The 23,686-nt window shown below is 64.1% G+C and carries 20 protein-coding genes; 7 read left to right on the forward strand and 13 right to left on the reverse strand.

The window, feature by feature from the left end:
- Window positions 1-6: 6 nt before the first annotated feature.
- The 3 genes from FM101_RS04535 to FM101_RS04545 form a co-directional block, all read right to left on the reverse strand.
- The gene (locus FM101_RS04535) at window positions 7-1,968 is read right to left on the reverse strand and encodes a hypothetical protein (protein WP_086996088.1); all 1,962 of its coding nucleotides are present in this window, start codon (window positions 1,966-1,968) and stop codon (window positions 7-9) included.
- Complete coding sequence (locus FM101_RS04540) at window positions 1,965-2,351, reverse strand: hypothetical protein (protein ID WP_086996091.1); 387 nt, start codon at window positions 2,349-2,351, stop codon at window positions 1,965-1,967. The genes FM101_RS04535 and FM101_RS04540 overlap by 4 nt, the downstream gene beginning before the upstream one ends.
- A gap of 122 nt (window positions 2,352-2,473) precedes the next feature.
- Complete coding sequence (locus tag FM101_RS04545; RefSeq protein WP_086996094.1) at window positions 2,474-3,598, reverse strand: YkvI family membrane protein; 1,125 nt, start codon at window positions 3,596-3,598, stop codon at window positions 2,474-2,476.
- A 254-nt stretch (window positions 3,599-3,852) separates the two neighbouring features.
- On the opposite strand from FM101_RS04545, the gene FM101_RS04550 reads away from it, so the two are divergent.
- Both FM101_RS04550 and FM101_RS04555 read left to right on the forward strand, forming a co-directional pair.
- The gene (locus FM101_RS04550; protein ID WP_086996096.1) at window positions 3,853-5,028 is read left to right on the forward strand and encodes a CaiB/BaiF CoA transferase family protein; all 1,176 of its coding nucleotides are present in this window, start codon (window positions 3,853-3,855) and stop codon (window positions 5,026-5,028) included.
- Between the two features lie 71 nt (window positions 5,029-5,099).
- On the forward strand, window positions 5,100-5,492 hold the full coding sequence (locus tag FM101_RS04555) for a VOC family protein (RefSeq protein ID WP_086996099.1): 393 nt from the start codon (window positions 5,100-5,102) through the stop codon (window positions 5,490-5,492).
- Window positions 5,493-5,553: 61 nt separating this feature from the next.
- Here the strand turns inward: FM101_RS04555 and FM101_RS04560 are convergent, their stop codons facing one another.
- Window positions 5,554-5,754 carry a hypothetical protein gene (locus FM101_RS04560; RefSeq protein ID WP_086996102.1) on the reverse strand — a complete coding sequence of 67 codons (201 nt, stop codon included), beginning with the start codon at window positions 5,752-5,754 and terminating at the stop codon, window positions 5,554-5,556.
- Window positions 5,755-5,937: 183 nt separating this feature from the next.
- The gene (locus FM101_RS04565; RefSeq protein ID WP_086996105.1) at window positions 5,938-7,833 is read right to left on the reverse strand and encodes an FAD-binding monooxygenase; all 1,896 of its coding nucleotides are present in this window, start codon (window positions 7,831-7,833) and stop codon (window positions 5,938-5,940) included.
- A 337-nt stretch (window positions 7,834-8,170) separates the two neighbouring features.
- Between FM101_RS04565 and FM101_RS04570 the strand changes: the two genes are divergently transcribed.
- A complete protein-coding gene (locus FM101_RS04570) occupies window positions 8,171-9,730 on the forward strand; it encodes an LTA synthase family protein (protein WP_086996108.1) in 1,560 nt (519 codons plus the stop codon).
- 49 nt (window positions 9,731-9,779) lie between these two features.
- Here FM101_RS04570 and FM101_RS04575 read toward each other — a convergent pair whose 3' ends face one another.
- Window positions 9,780-10,802 (reverse strand): LLM class flavin-dependent oxidoreductase, encoded by a 1,023-nt coding sequence (locus FM101_RS04575; protein ID WP_086996111.1) that lies wholly within the window; start codon window positions 10,800-10,802, stop codon window positions 9,780-9,782.
- 104 nt (window positions 10,803-10,906) lie between these two features.
- Here FM101_RS04575 and FM101_RS04580 point away from each other — a divergent pair, with 104 nt between their 5' ends.
- From FM101_RS04580 to FM101_RS04595, 4 genes are read left to right on the forward strand one after another with little or no spacing between them, the layout of a single operon-like run.
- Complete coding sequence (locus tag FM101_RS04580; RefSeq protein ID WP_086996114.1) at window positions 10,907-11,503, forward strand: TetR/AcrR family transcriptional regulator; 597 nt, start codon at window positions 10,907-10,909, stop codon at window positions 11,501-11,503.
- Window positions 11,504-11,505: 2 nt separating this feature from the next.
- Window positions 11,506-13,239, forward strand: coding sequence for an ABC transporter ATP-binding protein (locus FM101_RS04585; protein WP_086996118.1), 1,734 nt, complete (start codon window positions 11,506-11,508; stop codon window positions 13,237-13,239).
- Window positions 13,236-15,272 carry an ABC transporter ATP-binding protein gene (locus FM101_RS04590; RefSeq protein ID WP_086996121.1) on the forward strand — a complete coding sequence of 679 codons (2,037 nt, stop codon included), beginning with the start codon at window positions 13,236-13,238 and terminating at the stop codon, window positions 15,270-15,272. The genes FM101_RS04585 and FM101_RS04590 overlap by 4 nt, the downstream gene beginning before the upstream one ends.
- Window positions 15,269-16,300, forward strand: a complete 1,032-nt coding sequence (locus FM101_RS04595; protein WP_086996124.1) for an LLM class flavin-dependent oxidoreductase — start codon at window positions 15,269-15,271, stop codon at window positions 16,298-16,300. Before FM101_RS04590 ends, FM101_RS04595 begins: the two co-directional genes overlap by 4 nt.
- A gap of 27 nt (window positions 16,301-16,327) precedes the next feature.
- On the opposite strand, the gene FM101_RS04600 is transcribed toward FM101_RS04595, so the two are convergent.
- From FM101_RS04600 to FM101_RS04630, 7 genes are all read right to left on the reverse strand, one after another.
- Window positions 16,328-17,011 carry a Crp/Fnr family transcriptional regulator gene (locus FM101_RS04600; RefSeq protein ID WP_179204229.1) on the reverse strand — a complete coding sequence of 228 codons (684 nt, stop codon included), beginning with the start codon at window positions 17,009-17,011 and terminating at the stop codon, window positions 16,328-16,330.
- A gap of 166 nt (window positions 17,012-17,177) precedes the next feature.
- Window positions 17,178-17,399 (reverse strand): heavy-metal-associated domain-containing protein, encoded by a 222-nt coding sequence (locus FM101_RS04605; RefSeq protein WP_179204230.1) that lies wholly within the window; start codon window positions 17,397-17,399, stop codon window positions 17,178-17,180.
- 127 nt (window positions 17,400-17,526) lie between these two features.
- Window positions 17,527-19,605, reverse strand: a complete 2,079-nt coding sequence (locus tag FM101_RS04610; protein WP_086996133.1) for a heavy metal translocating P-type ATPase — start codon at window positions 19,603-19,605, stop codon at window positions 17,527-17,529.
- A gap of 10 nt (window positions 19,606-19,615) precedes the next feature.
- Window positions 19,616-19,828, reverse strand: a complete 213-nt coding sequence (locus tag FM101_RS04615) for a hypothetical protein (protein WP_096224026.1) — start codon at window positions 19,826-19,828, stop codon at window positions 19,616-19,618.
- Window positions 19,829-19,926: 98 nt separating this feature from the next.
- Window positions 19,927-21,933, reverse strand: a complete 2,007-nt coding sequence (locus tag FM101_RS04620; RefSeq protein WP_086996139.1) for a heavy metal translocating P-type ATPase — start codon at window positions 21,931-21,933, stop codon at window positions 19,927-19,929.
- Window positions 21,934-21,968: 35 nt separating this feature from the next.
- Entirely contained in the window at window positions 21,969-22,205 is a 237-nt protein-coding gene (locus FM101_RS04625) for a heavy-metal-associated domain-containing protein (protein ID WP_086996142.1), read from the reverse strand.
- A 313-nt stretch (window positions 22,206-22,518) separates the two neighbouring features.
- Window positions 22,519-23,499 carry a nuclease-related domain-containing protein gene (locus FM101_RS04630; RefSeq protein ID WP_158225937.1) on the reverse strand — a complete coding sequence of 327 codons (981 nt, stop codon included), beginning with the start codon at window positions 23,497-23,499 and terminating at the stop codon, window positions 22,519-22,521.
- Window positions 23,500-23,686 lie beyond the last annotated feature (187 nt).

The following is a 23,686-nucleotide window of genomic DNA, read 5'->3' on the forward strand; positions in this document are numbered from 1 at the left end:
TTCGGCTCATGGTGCTTCCAGGCTCTCGGTGCTCACGGTCTCCAGCTTGCCATAGGCATAGTCTTCGGGATGTTCCTCCAAGGGGGAGTACGGGTGCCCGCCGGGACCGGCCCCCCGTTGGTCCTCCACGTATAAGCTGACGTCTCCACCTTCGATGACGGAACGGATATTCGCTGCGGCCGTCGACTTCTTCCCGAAGTAGTCCGTATGGCCATTCATGATCGAGTCCGGATTTTTTGGGTTTTCGAACCCCGATTCCAAGCGGATGGCACCCATCTGGTGATCTGGCTGGCTGCCGGACCAGAAGGACGACCCGTGGTAGCCGCCGCCCCAGTCCTGGGCGTGGTGGATCGGGTCGTCCCGGGTTTGGATCCAGTAGCGATTCGCCTCTGAGTTATTGGCGGTGTCTTCGGGGCTGCCGACGTCGTGGCCCGTCCCGGCAGGGGCCACATAGACGATGTTGGATGACGTCAGGCCCTCGCGTTCGGCAGTGCCCAGCATCGAGCCGCCGGCACTGTATCCCACATAGGTGCTGCGGGCACTGCGGGGAACCTCGGCGTCGACAGCATAATCAAAGGCAGCCAGACGTTCTCCGCCGTCCTCGTTGTATTTGCTCGTGGCGTTGTCGAGGATCTCGTCGGGGAGATCGGCACCCTGCCAGTAGAAGGAGACGGCCTCCGGATCGGCGACACCGTTGATGGCGTCCAGCCGCTCGGTGTAGCTATCCAATTGGCTGAGGTCGGCGCCCGTGCCCGGGACCAGGGTGGAAACGTTGCTGGTGGAGGAGGTGGGAGTCCCCTGCATGGAGACGACGCGACCGTCGCCTTCCAAGGAGAGGAGGACAACTTGTGAGTCATTTTCTGTGGCGAAGTCGAGTCCCTGGGTCATAGAGTCCAGTCGCTTGCTCTCGGCGTTCCAGGCGGCCACGTCATTGATGAACTCGCCGGTGCCTTGATCACCGAGGATGCTCCCGCGTCCACTTGGTCTATCCCGGCTGTAGTCGTCGCGAACCGGCTTATCACCAAGTTTTTGGCGCTTGATTCGCACGATTTCGCGGAATCCGGCGACGGTGATGATGTTCGCGCTGGCCCGTGCGGCCATCGGTACCCCGTTAAGGCTCCCGAATTGTCCCGGGTAGAGCATGAGCAGCCTCTCCTGGTCTGTGGAGTCCAAGCCCAGCCAGGCGTTCCGGATGCCATCGATGCCCTCAGGCGTGAGCTCGTCGTTGTTTTGCACTACCTCCCACATGATGGCTTCCGCGGAACCGGGGGTGGATCCGGCGGTGAGTTCATTGTTGGCCAGGACTGCGGCGGCTTCGGGGTTGGCAACAGCCCATGTCCGCAACTCCTCGGTCGACAAGCCCCGCAAGGAAGCCAGCAAGTCCTCGGGTCTGACCTCTCCGAAGTCCTCATCGAGTCCGGAGGTGAAATCGGCCCAGGACACCTTCGGCAGGGAGGGCCCACCGAGCGTCTCTGACATCGGCAGGGTGCTGCCTGTCCCCGCGGTAATACCATCCAACGTGTCCGCCGCCGTTGATTGCGCCACTTTCCAGTCGCCTCGCAACTGCCGCGCACGTTCGTTGAAGTCGTTCACCGCTGCACTGGTTTCGGAGTCTTCTCCGTCCGGATCGGCCTCGACCTTGGCTTTCAGGCCCGGCAAGGCAGCGCTCAGGGATTCGGACTCCTTCTGCAGCTTTCGGCCGGTGTCGACGAAATCGCCGATAGCAGTTTTTGCTGTGCCTAGGGCATCACTCCAGTTTTCCACCGGCGTCGTCAGGTCATCGAGGGCGGTATACACCGTGGCCTGGGTTTCATCATGCTCATAAGCGCCGGAAAGACGCTTCCACGCCGTTTGCGCGTCCTTCAGATAGCTTGGCGTGGTGCCCGCTCGGGTACCCATATCCATCGCGGAGTCTTCGAGGTTGTCCCAGGGGACGTCGATATGGGGAAAGGTCCCGAGCGTTGTCATCGGCCCGACCAGGAGAAGCTGAACTGAGGCACCGGCCGGCCAGCTTCCCAGATCGGCGGTGCATGATATTCGACCGGTACGCGGTCCAAAGCCGATGATGCTTCGCCGGACATCTTCCCGTCGGCGTCGATCAAGGCCAGTGCTGCGTCGGAAACGGAGGTGGTTTTACGGAACACCAAGCTGGCCGCCCGTTGGCCGATGTCATCGCGGGGGGTCCAGAAACGGGCGAACGCTGCCGAGACGGTGGTGGCGGTCCCGAAGTCTCCACTGGCCTCGTCACCTGATGTCTTGGTGTCCTGTGCTACTAAACGAAGCGATTCCCCGTCAGCAGCAACATCAACGAGGATGGCATGCAATTGCCCAGGATCGATTTTGTAGGCCATGGCTTTCTCCGGAAAGTCGTTGCTGTGCGGACAGGCGTGGCCCGTCTGGTCTTCATCACCGTCTCAGGCGCACCGCGCCGAGGTCCATGGGGAGAACTCCCCATGGACCTCGGCACCCGGAGTTATACAGGCCGGCGCCGAGAGAAGCGCGTACCGGTCTTGACGAGCATGAGAACCAACAGCAGGATGCCGACGTAGCCGTTGATCACGTAGACGATGTTGACCATTTGAGAGAAGGGCAGCACCAGTCCGACGAGTGTTCCGACGGCGGCCAAGATCAGGGTGAGGTACCTGAAGCGCGGTGTCCTGTCCGCGAAGAACCGTGAGGAAACCGTCCACAGCAGCGGGGTCGCCGTGGTGTAGATCCCGGCGATGATCATGCCTGAGATTCCCGCACCCAAGACCGTGTTCACGTCGGTGGCCAGCACCAGCATGGGGATCTCCGTGCCGTTGACCTGCACGATATTCGCCAGCAGTCCCAAGCCCACGATGATGCAGGCTATTGAGAATGCCGTGGCGCCGAGTACGCCGCCGGCCGCGGCCTCTTTCCGGCTGCGCGCGGTCTTGCCCAGAGCGGTCAGGAAGGCGGCCAACCAGAGCATGCAGAAGCCGACGTAGGACAAACCTGACATGAACCAGTTGGTGGAGGCTTGGGTCAGATCAAGGCCTTGCAACAGGGCGTTGCCCTCGGAGATGCCGCCGGGGTTGCGCACAATGCCTAGGATGCCCAGCGCTACGGCGATCAGCACGATCAACGGTCCGATTTTTCCAATGACATCCACCAGGTTGTTCAGGCCGAACCATACGGTGACTCCCACGGCGACGGCCAGCCCGATGCCACCGATGTACTTGGACAGCCCGTAGTGCTCCTGGAAGACGGCGCCGGCGCCGGAAATCATGACCGAGAAGCTGAGGAACACGAAGAGGATCGAGAAGAAGTCGAAGAATGTGCCCAGATGTTTGCCGCAATAGTAATGGAAGATTCTGGACGGACGGTCGAACTTCTTGGCCTGCCCGACCGTGAAGAATTCGACGGCGACATAGGTCATGAGGACCAAGACCAGCAGGCCCGTTCCGAAGATTCCCCAGTAGCCGTAGGACGTGAAGTACTGCAGGATCTCCTGGCCGGTCGCAAAGCCGGAACCGATGAGGAAGGCGAGAATCGCCCCGGCATAGGTAAGTATCCGGAGGATACTCGTCTTTTCGACGGTTCCCATCTGGTTCCGGGTGAGCTGTGTTTCGGCCATGGTGGCTCCTTCGCGCAGGTGGGGCGCATTCGTTGTGGCTAGTGTTTCGGGGGAGCGGATGACGACGATGTCATCTATAGCTGTCACGACACGCGATTGCCGACAAGTGATATATCAGGTCAGTCGAAACACTAGGATCATTGGTGTGAGCCAGTCAACATATGACGTGGTGGCGACCGGTGATCAGTACTGCAGGGGCCGCCCGGATAGGGTTGCAGGCAACATGCCATGGGAGGTGTTCACCGTTGAAACCGATGTCATCAGCAGAGCATCGTGGAACCGGGCCCTTATCCGGTATCCGCGTCGCCGACTTCACCCGCGTCCTGGCAGGGCCGCTGTGCACCATGTCGCTGGCCGACTATGGGGCCGAGGTCATCAAGATCGAGAGCCCTGCCGGCGATGAGACTCGGGCGTGGACTCCGCCGACCACTTCTGACGGACTGGGCACCTATTACGCCACCGTGAACCGGAATAAGTACTCGGTCTGCTGCGACCTGAAGTCAGAGGAAGGGTTGGCCCATGCCCGGGAAATCGTTGAGGGATGCGACGTCGTGGTGGAGAACTTCCGCCCGGGAGTCATGGCCCGTCACGGTCTGGACGATGCCACGCTACGGGCCCAACGGCCCGGCCTGGTCTACTGTTCCATCTCCGGATTCGGCGACGGCGCCGGAGCTGACCTGCCCGGCTACGACCTGCTCGTGCAGGCGTTGGGTGGACTGATGAGCATCACCGGCCAACCCGAGGGCGAGCCCTCCAAGGTCGGTGTTGCGCTCGTTGACGTACTCACGGGCCAGAACGCTCTGGCGGGAATCCTGCTGGCCCTGCGCCAACGTGATCAGACCGGAGAAGGACAGACGGTCACAGTTTCGTTGCTCTCATCCCTGCTGGCGGGGCTGTCCAACCAGGCCAGCAGCACCCTCGCCACCGGCACCTCGCCGGAACGGCTCGGCAACGCCCATGCCAGCATCGCCCCCTACGACACCTTCAGTACGCGGAACGGGAAACTAGCCATCGGTGCCGGAAACGATCGGCAATTCCTGGCCTTGGTCACGGAGCTGGGGTTACCGGAACTGGGCAATGATCCACGATTCTCCACGAACGCCCTACGGGTGGAGCACCAGGGCGAACTCAAGCGCGAACTCGAGAACGCCCTGGACGCCGACTCCGCAGCCGTCTGGCAGGACCGGTTGATGCGCGCTGGAGTCCCGGCGGGGAAGGTGAACAACATCGCCGAAGCCATCGAACTGGCCCAGAACCTCGGCCTGGAACCCGTTGTCTCGGTGGAGGACTCGGCCTCCGGGCGCCGTTATGACCAGCTGAGCAGCCCCATCCGCCTTTCGGCCACTCCGGCGAGCTACCGGATGGTCCCGCCGGCCCTGGGCGAACACCAAGCAGTCACGTTCACTGACCACTCGGCTGGCGTCACCTGAGGACCACCATGAGGGACTCGCCGCAGCAGGACGGCTGGCCTTCGACGGGGCGAGCGCGGCAGACTCGGGTCATGGATATCCTTTCGAGCCGCGTGCTCCTGCGCCCAGTGAACCTGCAGCAAACCCAGGCGTTTTATCGAGACGTCCTCGACCTGGGGATCGCCCGGGAATTCGGTACCGGAGAGCAGGCGGGCATCGTGTTTTTCCTAGGCAACGGACTGCTGGAGGTCTCCGGTGTCAGGGAGTCGGGTGCGCCGTCGTCCTTGGTCCTGTGGCTGCAAGTGCGCGATGTCGATGTCGAGCTGGAGCGGATCGCTGCCCGCGGCGTCCAAGCGGTGCGGGAGGCGCGTCAGGAACCGTGGGGACTCATCGAGGCGTGGGTCGAGGACCCCGATGGAACGCGGATTGTGCTGGTCCAGATTCCGCAGGACCACCCGATCCGGCGTGATCAGCGCGGCCTGTAGAACGACGCCGGCTTCGGTCCTCCCGGGCCGATCCTGGAGACGAGGAAGCTCTTTCAGCGGGCTAGGAACGGATGCGACGGGAGCGCTGGACGACATGCCAGCCACCCAAGGACAGGCCCGCAACGACCAATAGGCCGGCCACCCACGGGCTCTGGCCCCAGTACCAACTCACGTTCCCGTCGACCACGGTGAATCCGCAGGCGAGAAGAATCGCGAGGATGGAGAGTGGGAGTAGCGGTGATCGTACTGGTTTCTTCGCCATGGTCTTCCCCTTGTCCCCTGCCATGGCCTCTCGCGGAGGGCGGGATGCCACGGGTGGCCTGACATCCACGCTACGCCCGGTTTCGGAGTGGGTCCATGGATCGTCTGGACTCAAATGCAGCACGACGCCGCAACCCTGTCTTGGTTCCGGCGTCGTGCTCTGAATTGTGGTGGGCTGCCGCGCCTACTTCTTTGCGTCGACCGTCCGCAGGGGTGCGAAGAACGCTGCGAGCTCGTCGGTGGCGGTCAGCGGCAGCACGTTGGCCACATACTGGTCAGGCCGAACGACGACGATGGCTCCGTCGCGGGACACTCCGCGCTCGACGAAAATGTCATCCTCGGGCACGACGCCGAAGACCTTCTCCAAGTAGTCGAGCTTGAACGGGCCGACCTCGGGCTTGAAGACCGTCGGCACGGCATTGATGTCGATGTCCTCATGGCGCTGCTGGTAGATGACACGCACATCGAACCAAGCGTCGAGGTCCATCCCCTCGGGGGTCGCGGCCAGCGGGGAGTCGGATGAGGTGGCCAGCCACTCGGCCAGCTCAGTGGTGGGGGAGTCGGCCCCTGCGACGGCCTCGTCGGCGAAGACGTAGATGCGCCAGCGGCCATCCGCGGTGGCCTGATGACCCAGGTGGAGCGGGTTGGTATCGCAGACCCGCGAGGCCATGGCCGATTTGAAGCGCTTGCCCACCGGGTAGCCGGTGGCCAAGTCCTGGTGCGTGGCCTCGCCGGTGACCACCGAGGGGGCATATTCGGTCATGAAGCCTGCGGGGAATTCGGCGGTGGCGACGTAGAAGTCCTCGAGGTCCGAAGGGCTGTCGAATTCCTCCGGCTTCTTCGCCATCATGGTGGACCATTCCTTATCGAAATCGATGAGGTTCTTGGCCACGACCTGGCGTTCTGCCGAGTAGGTGGAGAGCAGGGCCTCGGGGCTGCGGCCCTCCAACACGTGGGCGAGCTTCCAGGCAATGTTGAAGCCGTCCTGCATTGAGACGTTCATACCCTGTCCGGCCTTGGCCGAGTGGGTGTGGCAGGCGTCGCCGGTGATGAACACGCGGGGGGTGTCGATGCCGATCCGCTCGGGGGCCACGTCGTCGAACCGGTCGGTGAGTCGGTGTCCGACCTCGTACACGCTGTTCCAGGCGACGTGGCGGACATCGAGGGTATAGGGGTGCAGGATGTCGTTCGCCTTGGAGATGACCTCCTCGATGGAGGTGGTGCGGACCTTGCCATGGTCATCCTCGGGCACCACGCCCAGGTCGACATACATCCGGAACAGGTGCCCGCCTTCGCGCGGGATCAACAGGATTGATCCGCCGTCGTGCGATTGGATGGCGCATTTGGTGCGGATATCGGGGAAATCGGTTTTGGCCAGGACGTCCATGACGCCCCAGGCGTGGTTGGCCTTGTCCCCGGCCATGGTGCAGCCGATCGCCGAACGGACCTTGGAGCGGGCGCCGTCGCAACCGATGACGTATTTGGCGTGGACGATCTTCTGGGAGCCTTCGTCCTCACCGGCGCTGCGCACCAGGGAAACCTTGACCGGGTAGTCGCCGTCCCCGGTGACCTCGAGGTCCTCGAACTCCCAGCCGAAATCGGGCGTCAGTCGGGCGGGGGCGTGGGCTGCGACCTCGGCGAAGTAGTCCAGCACCCGGGCCTGGTTGACGATCAGGTGCGGGAACTCGCTGACGCCCGTGGCGTCGTCCACGGCGCGGCCGCCCCGGTTGATATGGGTGGGGTTCGTTTCGTCGGGGCGCCAGAAGGCCATCTCGGTGATCTGGTAGGCCTCGGAGGTGATCCGCTCGGCGAAGCCGAAGGCCTGGAAGGTTTCGACGCTGCGGGCCTGGATGCCATCCGCCTGCCCGATCTCCAGGCGGCCTCCGCGGCGCTCGATGATGCGGGTGTTGATGTTCGGGAATTCGGCCAACTGGGCTGCGGCAAGCATGCCGGCGGGGCCGGAGCCGACGATGAGCACATCGACCTGCTCGGGCAGCTCCTCTGGGCGGTCGACGCCAACGCCTGCGGCGGCCTCGATACGCGGGTCGCCGGAAACGTAGCCGTGGTGATGGAACTGCACGGGATGTCCTCACTTCGTTGTGCTGATCGTCTGAGCGTGTTCTATATTTGAACTTCATATTCGATAGTTGAACACGCAATCTGCTGGACACTATACGGGGAGTATGACGTGGCTAACAAGTGTTGGCCACTCTTTTGTCTCGGAAGGCCGCGCTGACCTGTGCCTCGCTGACGTTCGGTACACCCGAGCGTGTTGTGGTAAATGACGGGTGGACGGCAGGTGAAGTATCCTTGAACGGATGGCCTGGCATCACTAGGCTACTTTTTGCCCGAAAATGGGTTGGATGTCTAGGGTGATCGGCCAACGCGCGGGCATCTGGAATGCGAGGTGTGCAGCTATGTCTTCTCCGATTGTTCACGTGACCCGCCGGGCCGGTGTGGTCGCCGGACGGATCCTGATCTATGCCCTGATCTTCGCCGGACTCTCATTGCTCTTCGCCGCCATCGGCATTCGGGTGTTCTTCGGGAAGATCTCCGTGGGGCAGATGCTGCTGAACCTCGTTTCCGTGGAGACCGACGGAGGCGGCGGATCCCTGGTGTGGATCGGCATCCTGTTGGTCGTTGTCCTGCCCCTGCTCATCACGGTCGGGATCGCCTTCTGGCACTTCACCCGGTTGCGCAAACGCTTCCGCAACCCCTCCGAGCCGCGTCAGCAGCGCTCGCCGTGGATCGTCCGGACCGTCTCCACCGTCGCGGTGGCCGGATTGGTCGTGGGCGGAACCACTGCCTTCTCCACCACCGTCGGCATGGCCGACTACATCAAGTCCGGCAACTCCCAGTACGACATCGATGACTACTACGCCGCGCCGACCATCACCAGCGATAAGGACCAGCGCAACCTGGTGGTGATCTACCTCGAATCCGGTGAGGCCACCCTCGCCGATGACCAGCTCTTCGAGAAGAACGCCTTCGAGCCCTTGGAGGATGTCACCCAAGCCAAGGACGGCTGGCAGTCCGTGAAGGACTTCCAGCAGTACGACGGCGGTGGCTGGACCATGTCGGGCATCACCTCGACACAGTGCGGCATCCCGCTGAAGGGCATGGACTCCGCTGTCGGCAGCGGCGCCCTCAATAAGCTGGGCAGCGACGTGGAGTCCTACCTCGGAGGAATCACCTGCCTGGGTGACGTGTTGGACGAGCACGGATATAAGAACGTCTTCCTCGGCGGTGCCAACGGCAAATTCTCCGCCAAGGACACCTTCCTGGAGGGCCACGGCTACTCCGACGTCAAGGGTCTGACCGACTGGCGTGCCGCCGGCGAACCGCAGAGCCACTTCCGCAGCGACTGGGGCCTGAGCGATAAGAGCCTCATGGGCCACGCCAAGAACGAGATCGACGAACTCCACGCCGAGTCGAAGAAGTCCGGCCAGCCGTTCAACCTCTCCATGCTGACCCTGGATACCCATGAGCCGGCCCATATCTACGACTACTGCGATCAGGACACGGAGAGTGAAGTGACCTCGATGTTCTTCTGCTCCATGACGCAGGTGGCTGGATTCGTGGACTATATGGAGGAGAAGGGTTACCTCGAGGACACCGCAGTGGTGATCATGGGCGACCACCTCAAGCACATGGGCGGTGGCGATGCCTTCCACGAGGAGCTGGACAACCACCCGAACCGCACCATCTTCAACCGGTTCTGGATTCCGGGCGATGATAAGAAGACCAAGCTGCGCCCCCGCGTGGACCAGCTGAATATGTACCCCACGCTGCTGGAGGCCGCCGGCCTGAAGGTGAAGAAGCACGAAGCCGGACTGGGTGTCTCGGCCTTCACCAGCGCTATCCCGGAGGACTCGGCGCAGGCCATGGACCCCGATGCGTATATCGACCTGTTGCGCTCACGTTCGGCACGGTTCTTCGCTAAGGCCTGGGCCGGAGCGGATATCCCGAAGGAGTAACACGCGGACCCGGGGCCGGCCACTGGCCGGACCCGGGGGCTGCTCCGTCTTAGCGCCAGCCCAATTGTGGGGCGACATGCTTCAAAATAGACTCGAAGACGTGCGCGTTGTAATCGACGCCCAACTGGTTCGGGACCGTCAGGAGCAAGGTGTCCGCGGCGGTCACCGCCTCGTCCTGCGTCAGCTTCTCGATGAGTTCCTCGGGGGAGCCGGCGTAGGAACGGCCGAAAATGGCACGCGTTTTCTCATCGATATTGCCGACCTGGTCTGAGCTGTGGCGGTCGTGGCCAAAGTACTGCCAATCTCGCTCCTCCGTCAGCGCGAAGATGCTGCGGCTGACCGAGACGCGGGGCTCCCGTTGGTGCCCCGACTCCTTGAACGCCTGTCGGTAGAGCTCGATCTGCTCGGCCTGCTGGACGTGGAAGGGTTTGCCCGACTCGTCGTCCTTGAGGGTCGAGCTTTGCAGGTTCATGCCCAACTTTCCCGCCCAGACGGCGGTGGCGTTCGAACCCGACCCCCACCAGATGCGCTCGCGCAAGCCCGGGGAATGCGGTTCCACCCGGAGCAACCCGGGAGGATTGGGGAACATCGGATGCGGGCTGGGCTCCGCGAAACCCTCACCGGTGAGTACCTCGAGCAGGCGCTCGGTATGGCGGCGGCCCATCTCGGCGTTCGTTTCGTTCTCCAGCGGTGAGAAGCCGAAGTGCCTCCACCCGTCGATGACCTGCTCGGGGGAGCCCCGGCTGATACCCAGCTGCAGTCGTCCCTGGGAGATCAGATCGGCCGCTCCGGCATCCTCTGCCATGTAGAGGGGGTTCTCATACCTCATGTCGATCACCCCGGTCCCGATCTCGATCCGGCTGGTTTTCGCGCCGATGGCGGCGAGCAGCGGGAACGGGGAAGCGTATTGCTGGGCAAAATGGTGGACGCGGAAGTAGGCGCCGTCGGCACCGAGCTCCTCCGCCGCGACCGCGAGGTCGATGCCCTGCAGGAGAGCATCGGAGGCGTTGCGGGTGGCGGACTGGGGGTGGTCGGTCCAATGACCGAAGGACAGGAATCCAATGTTCTTCACGGTGGTATCAACCCGATGGCGGAGTGTCCTATTCCTGCTGGATCGGAGAACGGAAACCCTTCGGCGACATTGCGGAGTGAGCGCTCACTCACTAACCTGAAAGGGTGGATGCAACCGATGTTCCCAAACCTGCCCGTGCCCGGCCCATGTCTGCTGAAGAACGGCGGACGATGATCGCCACCTCGGCGATCCCCCTCTACCTGGAGCAGGGGGCCTCGGTGACCTCCCGCCAGCTGGCCGACCACCTGGGCATCGCCGAGGGGACCATCTTCCGGGTCTTCGGAGATAAGGCGGCGCTGGTCCGCAGCGTCGTCGATGCCTTCTTCGACCAGACCCACCAGGGGCTGGGCCCGGAACTGGAGGATCCGGACCTGGACGTGGAGCAAAAACTGCGAGTACTCATCCGTAATGCGCGGGCCCGCGCCCGCGGCGTTTTCACGATGATCTCGCTCCTGGAACCCGGTGAAGCCCACGAATACATGAAACACCGCCGCGAAGGCCATTTCGAACAAACCGCCGCCGCAGCCTTCGCCGCCGACGCAGCGCAGCTGAACATTCCCCCACAGAAGCTCGGCGCACTGATCCGCCTGCTCGTGATCGCCGCCTCCGCGCCGCGCATGGGCGGAGGAGACCCGCTGAGCGACGATGAACTGGTGGACTTCGCACTGCACGGAATCATCGGGCAGGCCGGGAAGGATTGAGCATGCTCTGGAAACTCATGGTCCGCTACATCAAACCCGTCTGGCCGCTTCTGGTCGGGGTACTGGTCTTCCAACTGGCGCAGTCCTTCGCCTCGCTGCTGCTCCCCACCATGAACGCCGACATCATCGACGAGGGGGTGGTCACCGGCGATATCGGCTATATCTGGTCCACCGGCGCGATGATGCTCGCCGTCACCCTGGTCCAGGTCGTCTGCGCCATCGTCGCCGTGTACTTCGGCTCAAAACTCGCGATGGGGATGGGCCGGGACCTCCGCGATGGGCTCTTCCACCGCGTGGTCGGCTTCTCCCAACGCGAGGTCGGACACTTCGGGGCGCCGTCGCTGATCACCCGCAACACCAATGACGTCCAACAGGTCCAGCGGATGGTGCAGATGACCTCCACGCTGATGGTCTCCGCCCCCATGCTCGCCATCGGCGGGGTCATCATGGCCGTGCGGCAGGACGTCGGGCTGTCCTGGCTGATGATCGTGAGCATCCCGGTCCTGCTGCTCATCGTGGGCCTGGTCATCGTGCGCATGGTGCCTGCCTTCCAACTGATGCAGCAGCGGATCGACCGGTTGAACCAGATCATGCGCGAACAACTCACCGGCATCCGGGTGATCCGCGCCTTCGTCCGCGAAAAGGAGGAGCGTGCCCGCTTCGGGACGGCCAGCGAGGGCGTGGCCGAGGTCGGCATCCGCGCAGGCAACCTGATGGCCCTGATGATGCCGGCGATCATGCTGGTCATGAACGTCTCCAGCGTCGCGGTCATCTGGTTCGGTGCCTCCGAGGTGCAAGACGGCAACGCCCAGATCGGCACCCTCTTCGCCTTCCTCCAATACATGATGCAGATCCTCATGGGCGTGATGATGGCCGCCCTCATGTTCGTGATGATCCCTCGCGCGGCCGTCAGCGCCACCCGCATCGCCGACGTGCTGGACACCGACACCTCAGTGCTCGCCCCCGCCGAACCGGTCAGCCCGGGCCGGCGCACCGGCACGGTCGCCTTCGAGCATGTGGAATTCACCTACCCCGGAGCAGACCAACCGGTGCTGAAGGACATCTCCTTCACCGTGGCCCCGGGAACGACGACGGCGATCATCGGCTCCACCGGTGCCGGCAAATCAACCCTCATCGGTCTGGTGCCACGGCTCTTCGACGTCACCGGCGGCACCGTGTCCGTGGACGACGCCGATGTGCGCGGCCTCGACCCGGATGAGCTGTGGGAACGGATCGGGCTGATCCCGCAACGGGCCTTCCTGTTTTCCGGGACCATCGCCTCGAACCTGCGCTACGGCAACCGGCAGGCCACCGACGAGGAGCTCTGGCAGGCCCTGGAGATCGCCCAGGCCCGCGACTTCGTCGAAGCCAAACCGCTGGGCTTGGACACGGAGATCGCGCAGGGAGGCACGAACGTCTCCGGCGGGCAACGCCAGCGTCTGGCGATCGCCCGGGCCCTGGTTAAACGCCCCGAGATCTACATCTTCGACGACTCCTTCTCAGCCCTGGATGTGGCCACCGACGCCGCACTGCGCCGGGCGCTGGACGCCGACCTGCCTGAGGCGACCCGCATCGTGGTCGCCCAACGGGTCAGTACCATCCGCGACGCCGACCAGATCATCGTGCTCGACCACGGCGAGGTCGTCGGGACAGGGCCGCACGAGCAGCTGCTGGACAGCTGCGAAACCTACCGCGAGATCGTCGAATCCCAGCAGAGCGTGGAGGCGGCATCATGAGCGGGCACCAGGCGGCGGCCCAGCCGGCACCGGCACCCCGGCGCGGACCCATGGGGCGGGGACCGGCCGGCGGCGGGGCCCCCACAGCGAAGGCGCTGAACTTCTTTCCCTCGGCGAAACGACTGCTGGGCACCCTGCGGCAGGACATGTCCAGGATCGTGTGGGTCATCATCCTCGGGGTCATCAGCGTCGGGCTGACCGTCATCGGCCCCAAACTGTTGGGCGAGGGCACCAATGTCGTCTTCGCCGGGTTCATTTCCCTGCGCTTCCCCGCAGGCACCAGCAAGGCCGACGTCGTGAACCAACTCGTGGCCAACGGACAGACCACGCAGGCCGACATGCTCCGGTCGATGGACTTCGTCCCCGGAGCAGGGATCGACTTCACCCAGCTGGGCATGATCCTGGCGGTGGTCCTGGCGGTTTACCTTTTCGGCAGCGCCTTCCGGCTGGTGCAAGCCCGCATCCTCAACGTCGTCGTCCAGCGGGCGGCCCACCGGCTGCGGGTCCAAGTCGAAGACAAGCTCCATCGGCTGCCGCTGCGCTACTTCGATCGCGTCCAGCGCGGTGAACTACTCTCTCGGGTCACGAACGACGTCGATAATATCGGCCAATCGCTGCAGCAGACCCTGAGCCAGGTCATCACCTCCCTGCTGACGGTGATCGGCGTGCTGCTGATGATGTTCCTGATTTCGCCGACCCTGGCCTTCATCGCCCTGGTGACGATCCCGCTGACCATCCTGATCACCGTGCTGGTGGCCAGAAGGTCGCAGCGGATGTTCGCCGAACAGTGGAAGCAGACGGGCATCCTGAACGCCCGGGTCGAGGAAACCTACTCCGGGCACGCCATCGTCAAGGTGTTCGGCCACCAGCAGGAGGTCGAGCAGGCCTTCCGTGAGGAGAATGCGAAGGTCTACCGGGCCAGCTTCGGAGCCCAGTTCGTCTCCGGAATCATCATGCCCAGCATGACCTTCATCGGAAACCTCGTCTATGTGGCCATCGCCGTCGTCGGCGGCCTGCGGGTGGCCTCCGGGCAGCTGTCCATCGGTGACGTGCAGGCCTTCACCCAGTACGCCCGGCAGTTCACCCAGCCGCTGAGCCAGCTCGGCTCGATGGCGAACCTGCTCCAATCGGGGGTGGCCAGCGCCGAGAGGGTGTTCGAGCTGCTCGACGAGGAAGAGCAGAGCCCCGAAGCCGATCCCGCGGATACCGTGCCCGAACAGGCCAGCCACCTGGAGTTCACGGACGTGTCCTTCCGCTACGACGCCGACACCCCGCTGATCGAGGGGCTGAACCTCACGGCCAGCCCCGGCAGCACCGTGGCCATCGTCGGGCCCACCGGCGCCGGGAAAACCACGCTGGTCAACCTCATCATGCGGTTCTACGATATCGACTCCGGGTCGATCAGCCTGGGCTGCGCCGAGGACGGATCCGACGCCGTCGAAACGCGGTCGATGACCCGGCACGATCTGCGAGCCCGGACCGGGATGGTGCTGCAGGATACGTGGCTATTCGCCGGAACCATCCGCGAGAACATCATGTATGGTCGGCCCGACGCGAGCGAGGAGGACATGGTTCAGGCGGCCTCGGCAGCCTATGTGGACCGCTTCGTGCACGCGCTCCCCGATGGTTATGAGACGGTGCTCGACGACGAGGCCACCAACCTCAGCGTGGGCGAACGCCAACTGGTGACCATCGCCCGGGCGTTCCTGGCCGATCCGCGGCTGCTGATCCTCGATGAGGCGACCTCTTCGGTGGATACCCGCACCGAGCTACTCATCCAGCGGGCCATGCTCAAGCTGCGTGAAGACCGGACGGCGTTCGTGATCGCCCACCGGCTCTCCACCATCCGCGATGCTGACCTGATCCTGGTCATGAAGGACGGGGCCATCGTCGAACAGGGCAACCACCACGAACTGCTGGCCGCCCGCAGCGCCTACTGGCGGCTGACCAACGCCGAAGTCGACGCCCCCATGGACGATGAGACGCTGGAGGACCCAGCGGATGCCGCCACCACACCAGGAGGTCCGGAATGAACCAGACACCCACCCCCAAAATGAAGCTCTCCATCCTGGAGGGCGTCGGACTGTATAACGGCGAATCGGCCGAACAGGCCTTGCGGCATGCGACCGAGGCGGCCCAACAGGCTGATGAGCTGGGCTTCACGCGGTTGTGGTTCACCGAGCACCACAGCAGCAAACACCAGATGTCCACCTCGCCTGACCTGTTGATTGCCCATGCCGCGGCGCTGACGAAGAACATCCGGGTCGGTTCCGGTGGGGTCATGTTGCCCAACCACAGCCCGTTGCGCGTGGTGGAGAACTTCTCGATCCTCGAGGCGCTGCACCCAGGTCGGATCGACCTGGGGATGGGCCGGGCCTCGGGGACCAGTGCGATGACCAACGCCGCACTCCGCAACAGCCAGGAGCCACTGACCGGCCAGGGGCTGATGAACCTGCTGCTCGAGGTGCTGGCGTTCTTTGACCGGGATTTCCCCGACGACCACCCGTATCAGGACATCACCCCGTCCCCGGCACCCTCCCTGCGCCCGGACCTGTACATGCTCGGGTCCAGCGATGGGGGCATGCGGATCGCTTCGCAACTGGGCATGGGTTTCGCCTTCGCCGGGCAGATCAACCCGGAGATGGCGATTCCGGTGCTGCGCGCCTACCGGGAGGCTTTCCAGCCGTCGAAGCATCTGGCTCAGCCCTATTCCATCCTGTCGACCATCGTGGTGTGTGCCGAGACCGACGAGGAAGCACAGTACCTCGCAGGGCCCGCCGAATTGCAGTGGGCGCGGTGGGGGACCGGACAGATCCACCACGCTCCGCCGACGTTGGATGAGGCAGCGACCCACCGCTACACCGCAGCCGAAGAGCAGGCACGTGCTGGCTCGGAGGGCCGCTTCATCGTCGGCAGCCCCCAGCGGGTGAAGGACCGGCTGATGCAACTGGCCGAGGCGGGGCAGGTTGATGAACTGATGACGATGAATATGATCACCGACCACCAAGCCCAGATGACGTCGCATGCCCTGCTCGCCGAGGCCTTCGACCTGAAGGCCTAGCGGGAAGCCCGGCGACCCGCGGCCGATTCAGGCCCGGGCCAGGGCCTCCCGGTCCAGGACGTGGATCCGTCCGCCGGAGGACTGGTCGATCCAGCCGGCCTCGGTGAAGGCGGCCAGCCGCCGGCTGAGCGTCTCAGGAGTGGTGCCCAGCAGCGAAGAGAGATCCCGTTTGGACATCGGCAGGGTCAATACGCCGGTGGCTGGGTCGGCCTTTTCCAACAGGTATCCGGCGATCCGCGATCCGGCATCCTCCCCCGTATAAGAACTGAGCGTTCGTTCGGTCTGCTCGAGCCGTTCGGTGACGGTTTCGAGCATCTTCAACGCGATCGTCGGATAGCTGACCAGGAACCCACGGATGTCCTCGTGGTGCAGGCTGCAGATTTCCGCGTCCTCCAGGGCCAAGGCGTAGTGGTCGGATTGGCCGGCGTGCAGGAAGGCGGTTTCGCCGATGAAGCTGCCCGGTTCCAGAACGCGCAGGATCTGTTCGTGGCCTGATTCGCTGCCGCGGTAGGTCTTGATCTTCCCGCGGTGCACGATCAGCAGGGAGCGATCCTCATCTCCGGGGGAGTAGAGCAGCTCACCCCGGCGGTACTTCCGCTGCCGGGCCCGGGAGGCGATCTCATGCTGTTCCTCGGGATCCAGATGCGCAAAAATGGGAACCAGTGCCACGCATTGGTCCCGATGGTCGTGACCTGCAGGTGTCGTGGTCACCAGGGGGCCACCCACCGTTGCCTGATCATCGTGTACTGACTCCTTCGACGTCTTCGTCTGCGACGGCAAGATCTGCTGCCGGCGCTGTTGGATCCAGTCTAGGTCTCTCGAAGCGGACAAGTCGGACGGTCAACAACCCGTTCGTGGGGCTCGGTGCTGGGAGTAGCTAGCTGACCTTGGTGGAGAGCACCGGGTAGCCCAGCTTGGTGATCAGATTGGCGATCTTTTCGACGTCGGTCTTCATGCTGTCGTACTCGACATTGACCTTATGGTCGTTGAATTCGACCCCGGCCGAGATGATTCCGTCCTGCTCGGACAGGGCGCTTTCGATGTCCTGGATGGCCGTCGGGGAAGCGAAGGGTTGGGTACGGAAAGATGCGGTATACATGATGGCTGCCTCCTGAAAGATGGTTCCCTCCGTGGGTCCTTCCATTGCACCTCAGATCGGCTCGGACCGCCTTGATATGGGTCAAGGCGGTCCGAGCCGACGAGGCGGTGCCACGCTCCTCTGGCCGTCACCGGTCGGAGTCGGTGACGGCAACTTTTTCTGGGGTCAGTTCCACGCGGCGGAGTAACTGGGCGTTCAGCGCCACGATGATCGTGGACAGGGACATCAGGACCGCGCCGACCGCCGGGGAGAGGACGAACCCGATGGGCGCCAGGACACCGGCTGCCAGGGGGACGGCGATGACGTTATAGCCGCCCGCCCACCACAGGTTCTGCAGCATCTTGCGGTAGCTGGCCCGTGAGAGGACCAGCAGGGACACCACCGAGCGCGGGTCGTTGCCCGCCAGAACCACGCCGGCGGATTCCACGGCGATATCGGTCCCGGCGCCGATCGCGATGCCCACCTCGGCGCGCGCCAAGGCCGGGGCGTCATTGACTCCGTCGCCGACCATGGCCACGCTGAGGCCCCGCTGCTGCAGCTCGGTGACCTTCGCGTCCTTATCCCTCGGCAGGACTTCGGCGAAGACCTCGTCGATACCCAGATCCCGGGCCACAGCATCGGCCACCTGCTGGGCATCACCGGTGATCAGGGCGACCTTCACACCCCGCGAGCGCAGCGCCTCGACCGCCTCGCGCGATTCCTGCCGCACCCGGTCTTCCAGCGCGATGGCGCCCAAGATCTCCCCGGCACGGACCACATGCAGGATGGAAGCTCCCCGGTCGATCCATCCGGCAACGTCCTCACTGAGCTGGGCGGTGGGGTCCAACCCCAGCTCACGCAGCATGTTCGGCCCACCGACCTGCACCTCGACGCCGTCGACCTCTGCCTTCACCCCGCGTCCGGCAGCCGACTGGAAGCTGGTCGCTGTCAGCGGTGGTTGGTTTCCGGGCCCCTCCTCCTGGGAAGCTGCGGTGATGGCGCGGGCCACGGGATGCTCGGATTCGGACTCCGCCGCGGCAGCCCACCGGAGCAGTTCATCCGCTGAGACGTCCCCGGTGGTTGCGGTGCCGGTGACGGCATGGGCGCCCTCGGTGAGGGTGCCGGTCTTGTCGAAGAGGACGACGTCGACGGTGCGCATCTTCTCCAACGCCAGCCGGTTCTTGATCAACACCCCTGCCGTGGCGGCCCGCTCGGTGGAGATGGCGATGACCAGCGGGATCGCCAAGCCCAGGGCATGCGGGCAGGCAATGACCAGGACGGTGACGGTGCGGGTGACCGCATCGGAGGGTTGCCCGATGGCCACCCAGACGAGCGCGGTGATGATCGCGGCCCCCAGTGCGAACCAGAACAGCAACGCCGCCGCACGGTCAGCCAGGGCCTGGGCGCGGGAGCTGGACTCCTGGGCCTCCGCAACCATCCGTTGGATCCCCGAGAGGGTCGTATCCTCGCCGAGGGCCTCGACGCGCAGGCGCACGGAATTATCGGTGGCGACCGTTCCGGCAACGACGGTCTCACCCGATCCGCGGCTCACGGTGCGTGATTCGCCGGTGATCATCGACTCGTCGAAGCCGGCGCTGCCGTCGGTGATGACGCCGTCGGCCGGCACCCGGGCACCGGAGCGCACCAGGACGATATCCCCGACCGTCAGCTCCGAGATGGACACCATGACGGGGTCCCCGCCGTCCTCGGGAATCCGCTCCGCCTCGTCGGGGAGCAGTTCGGCCAGGGCATCCAGGGCCGAGGAGGCCGAGCCCAGGGCGCGCATCTCCATCCAGTGCCCCAACAGCATCACGACCACCAGCAGGGCCAATTCCCACCAGAAGTCGAGGCTGAAGCCGCCGATGCCCAGGAAAGTGATCCAGGAGGCCAGGAAGGCCACCGTGATGGCCATCGCGATCAGCAGCATCATGCCCGGTTGGCGTGAGCGGATTTCCTGGACGCCGCCCTTCAGGAACGGGGCACCACCGTAGAAGTAGATGAACGTCCCCAAGACCGGGGCGACCCACTGCGAGAGCGGAAACTCGGGGACCTGGTAACCCAGTAGCGACGCGACCAGCGGGCTGAGCCAGACCACCGGGATGGACAACACGAGGGTGACCCAGAAAGGCGTCCGGAACATGCCGGGGCCATGCCCGGCATGGCCCTCGTGACCCCCATGGTCTCCGTGCCCGGCGTGGTCCTGGTGTTCCTCGTGCGGTTCGGTCATGGTTCCACCACTACCTTTCCTGCCAGATGACAGCTTCGACGGCGGCCACTGCGTTCTGCGCATCAGCCAGACTAAAGCGTGCGCGAACGTGCGGGTCGACGAGTCCGTATTTGATCACGTCGGTGATCTTCTCCAGCGCCTCGGGGGTCCGTTGTATTCCCGCTCCACCGAGCTCCTGGGTTTCGGGTCCGCCGTCGTCGTTGACAACCAGTGCCGTGGACATCTGCATTCCTCCTGTTGGCTCATGAAAATTGATGGACCGTGTTCAGGCGCCGACCGCGCGTACCCGCGATCGGCGCCTCCCTGGCGTTGCTGCCGTGCCTAGGCGTCCACGACTTCGGAGGCCCCGCGCTTGGCCGGGGTGCGCAGCGACTTCGACATCGACGTGGCCCCTGGGGCGTTGCGCATCAAGCGCATCGCGTTGAGGATGACCACCAGCACGGACCCCTCGTGGACGAGCATGCCGAGGGACATGGTGACCCCGCCGGCGAAGACGCCGGCCACCAGCAGCACCACGGTGATCAGCGAGATCGCTATGTTCTGCTTCATCACGTTCACCGTCCGCTTGGCCAGACTGATGGATTCGGGCAGCTTGAGCAGGTTGTCACCCATCAGGGCGATATCCGCCGTCTCCACGGCCACCGCCGAACCGGCGGCGCCCATGGCCACGCCGATGTCGGCGATCGCCAAGGCCGGGGCGTCATTCACCCCGTCACCGACCATGGCCACCGTATGCCCCTCGCGCTGCAGCTTCGCCACCGCGTCGAGCTTGTCCTCGGGCAGCATGGACGCATGGATCTCGTCGATGCCGGTGGCCTGGCCGATGGATTCGGCCACCAACCGCGTGTCACCGGTGAGCATGACGACCTTCTTCACGCCGGCCGCATGCAACCGGGCAACCATCTCGGCGGAGTCCTCGCGGATCTGGTCGGCGACGGCGACGATACCGATCACCCGGCCATCGACGGCGACGATCATCGGGGTCTTGCCCGCCGCGGCGAGTTGCTCGGCCGCATCGGAGGATCCGGCGTCGTTGGTGATGCCGTATTGCTCCAGCAACGCCGGGTTGCCGATCAGTACCCGCTGGCCGTCCACGTCGGACACGATGCCCTTGCCAGGGACCGGCGTCACCTCTCCGGGGATGCCCTCGGGGCCCACGCCTTCGTCGCGGGCGGAATCCATGATGGTGCGGGCCAGCGGGTGCTCGGAACCGGCCTCGGCGGCAGCGGCCCACCGCAGCACCTCGGTGCGATCCAGCCCCGGATCCAGGACGACGACGTCGGTCAGCTGCGGACGACCCTCGGTGAGGGTACCGGTCTTGTCCACGGCAACCGCCGAGATCTTCGCGGAGGTCTCCAGATATTCGCCACCCTTGATGAGGATGCCGTTGCGGGCGGCGCGGCCGATGCCGGCGACGATCGCGACGGGGATGGAGATGACCAGGGCGCCGGGGCAGCCGATGACCAAAAGGGTCAGGGCCAGGACCACGTCGCCGCTGATGAGGCCTGCCACCAGGGCCAGGACCATGACGCCGGGGGTGTACCAGGAGGAGAAGCGGTCCATGAAGGCCTGGGTCTTGGCCTTGGCGTCCTGGGCCTCCTCCACGCGGTGGATGATGCGGGCCAGGGTGGTGTCCGCGCCGATGCCCGTGGCCAGAACCTGCAGGAATCCGCCGCGGGAGACGGTTCCGGCGAAGACATGATCCGATGTGGTCTTCTCCACCGGGAGCGATTCCCCGGTGATGGAGGCTTCGTCGATGGCACCGGTACCCGAGACGACCTGGCCGTCCACGGGGATCTTCGCGCCGTTCTTCACCAGCACGATCTCGCCCATCCGGACCTGGTGGGCGGGAACCTCCTGCTGTTCACCATCGCGCAACACGATGGCGACGTCGGGGGCGACGGCGACCAGTTCGGCCAGCGCCGAACGGGTCTTGTTCATGGTGGCCGCCTCGAGGGCGTGGCCGATGGCGAACAGGAAGGTGACGGCGGCGGCTTCCCAGAAGTTGCCGATGATGACGGCGCCGATCGCGGCGATCGAGACGAGCAGGTCGATGCCGATGAGCTTGGCGGTCAGCGCCCGGACGCCCTTGATGACGATGTTGTAGCCGGCCACCACTGCGGCGGCGAGCATGAAGGTGTCTGCCAGGGTGAAGACCTCTGCGGTGCTGGTGGCATGTTCACCGGCGTCGATCCACCATTGCGGGCTCACCGCACGATTCCACATTCCGGCGCCGAGGTACTGCAGGGCGAAGGACATGAGGATGAGGATGCCGGAGGCGACCGGGATGGACCAGCTACCGTGAAGCCATTTCTGGAACCTGTTCACCGTGGCACAACCTTTCTGCTCGAGGGGGAGTCTGGCTAGAAGGCCGAGGGGGCGGCCTGGTAGCCGGCCTTGGCGATCACGGCGACGATGTCGTCGACGCTGGTCTTGCTCTCATCGTGGTCAACCTCGATGCGGGCTGAGGCGAAGTGGACCTTCACGTTCTCCACGCCGGTGAGCTTGCCGACCTGCTTTTCGATCTTGCTGACGCAGGAGGGGCAGGAGAAGCCCTCTGCGCGGAGGAGGGTGTGGGTGGTGGTTCCGGCGGTGGTCATTTTGGTGACTCCCTTCGTCTGTGATGCGCTGGCGATCTGCCAGTGCCCGGCGCCGGTGGGGGGCGCCGAAGTCTGTGTTGATGCTTTGAGACTATCCAGCGACGGTTCGCGGTTCCTTGACGTGGGTCAATTCCGCTAAGTGGGCTTGTGAACGGGCACTTACCGTCCGCAGTCCGCAGACGTCGAGGCTGTCAACGCTGTCCAAATGGTTGGTGCTCTTGAAGAGGCCACCCCGACAGACGTGCCGGTGACGGCTGTGTTCATCAAGGCAGTACGCCAGCGATCAGAAGCGAATAGAACACCCCGGCTTGATTTAGTCGGACCGCTGTTGTGAACGTTGGGCGTTCAACTGCTGTGTCGGCAGGAGAGGCTTACCCCAACGTTCCTTATACTGCCCAAAACCGACGATGTCGGCTCCGTACTCCTTCAATACGGTTCCGATTCGACTGGTCTGGACGGGAACTTTCTGGGAGTGGCGGTCCTGCAAAATGCTGCCGATGACAGAATGCAGCTCCTGTGATCCAGCAGCGATTCTTGTTGGGGTGCGACCGTTGGCGGCGCATGTTCGCCCTCCTTCGAAATGGAAGTCTGGATGCGAGTAGAAAACCGAGGTCTCGATCCATGGACTGTCTTCTAGCTTCGACATGAAGAAATCGCGAAGCCGCATGGCCTGTTTTCGAACTTGGCGGCACGGGGCGTCAGGCTGTGGATGAGTCCGCACGGTCAGGAGAGTTCTCGCGCTGCTGTCTGGCACGATTTGCACGGCGAAGTGATCTTGGAGGTCGGATTCATCAACCAGATGCTGGAAGTGGGGGCTCACCGCGCTGGGGTGCTTATCGGCAAAAACGAGGCCTTTCCAGCGCTTGTTCTCGATGATCAGGACGAATGAGTCGGTGACAAGAACATGGTCGATTTGTGCCGCAAAGTGTTCGGTCTTGCTAGTCGCCGACGGGTCAAAGACCACGTTGGTTGCAAGGAATCCGCTGACGGACAGGGACCGGCAAATACTGACGATGGCATTTCGGGAAGCCAGGTCCCATTTCATGCCTTTTCGGAAGAACTCTCGCGCGTCATCCAGCTGTCGCTTCAGAAGTTCGTTGCTGGATTCGCTCTCGGTGATCTTGGCGTTGTGAAGCTCATTCAGCCGCATCACATCGTTCTCGTGGCTTGAGGCAAGTGACCGTTCTAGCCGATCGCGCTCAGCCGCAGACTGCTTCCGCGTTGTCTGAAGGGACTGACCCAGACGATCCCGCTCGTTCGCATGGACGAGATGTTCCTGGGTCCGTTGCGCCATGGCACTCGCCAAGTCCCGTTTATGCCGCCGAGCAGTTAAAATGAATAGGCCGACTAAGACAATGACGGCTAGGACGAGGAACCAGATCAACGTTGACAGCATGGGAACAGTACAACACGAGGACACCCACGGTTTGGCCGCTACTCCGTTCGCAGCGCGAGCCGCAGATACGGATTTAGAAGCGTCC

The organism is Arthrobacter rhombi (assembly GCF_900163545.1).
Lineage (GTDB): Bacteria > Actinomycetota > Actinomycetes > Actinomycetales > Micrococcaceae > Arthrobacter_H > Arthrobacter_H rhombi_A.

Excerpts from the sequence above, each read along its gene's own strand:
- FM101_RS04535 (WP_086996088.1), bottom strand. The coding sequence starts at position 1,968 with ATGACAACGCTCGGGACCTTTCCCCATATCGACGTCCCCTGGGACAAC.
- FM101_RS04540 (WP_086996091.1), bottom strand. The coding sequence starts at position 2,351 with ATGGCCTACAAAATCGATCCTGGGCAATTGCATGCCATCCTCGTTGAT.
- FM101_RS04545 (WP_086996094.1), bottom strand. The coding sequence starts at position 3,598 with ATGGCCGAAACACAGCTCACCCGGAACCAGATGGGAACCGTCGAAAAG.
- FM101_RS04550 (WP_086996096.1), top strand. The coding sequence starts at position 3,853 with ATGTCATCAGCAGAGCATCGTGGAACCGGGCCCTTATCCGGTATCCGC.
- FM101_RS04555 (WP_086996099.1), top strand. The coding sequence starts at position 5,100 with ATGGATATCCTTTCGAGCCGCGTGCTCCTGCGCCCAGTGAACCTGCAG.
- FM101_RS04560 (WP_086996102.1), bottom strand. The coding sequence starts at position 5,754 with ATGGCGAAGAAACCAGTACGATCACCGCTACTCCCACTCTCCATCCTC.
- FM101_RS04570 (WP_086996108.1), top strand. The coding sequence starts at position 8,171 with ATGTCTTCTCCGATTGTTCACGTGACCCGCCGGGCCGGTGTGGTCGCC.
- FM101_RS04585 (WP_086996118.1), top strand. The coding sequence starts at position 11,506 with ATGCTCTGGAAACTCATGGTCCGCTACATCAAACCCGTCTGGCCGCTT.
- FM101_RS04590 (WP_086996121.1), top strand. The coding sequence starts at position 13,236 with ATGAGCGGGCACCAGGCGGCGGCCCAGCCGGCACCGGCACCCCGGCGC.
- FM101_RS04595 (WP_086996124.1), top strand. The coding sequence starts at position 15,269 with ATGAACCAGACACCCACCCCCAAAATGAAGCTCTCCATCCTGGAGGGC.
- FM101_RS04605 (WP_179204230.1), bottom strand. The coding sequence starts at position 17,399 with ATGTATACCGCATCTTTCCGTACCCAACCCTTCGCTTCCCCGACGGCC.
- FM101_RS04610 (WP_086996133.1), bottom strand. The coding sequence starts at position 19,605 with ATGACCGAACCGCACGAGGAACACCAGGACCACGCCGGGCACGGAGAC.
- FM101_RS04615 (WP_096224026.1), bottom strand. The coding sequence starts at position 19,828 with ATGTCCACGGCACTGGTTGTCAACGACGACGGCGGACCCGAAACCCAG.
- FM101_RS04625 (WP_086996142.1), bottom strand. The coding sequence starts at position 22,205 with ATGACCACCGCCGGAACCACCACCCACACCCTCCTCCGCGCAGAGGGC.
- FM101_RS04630 (WP_158225937.1), bottom strand. The coding sequence starts at position 23,499 with ATGGCGCAACGGACCCAGGAACATCTCGTCCATGCGAACGAGCGGGAT.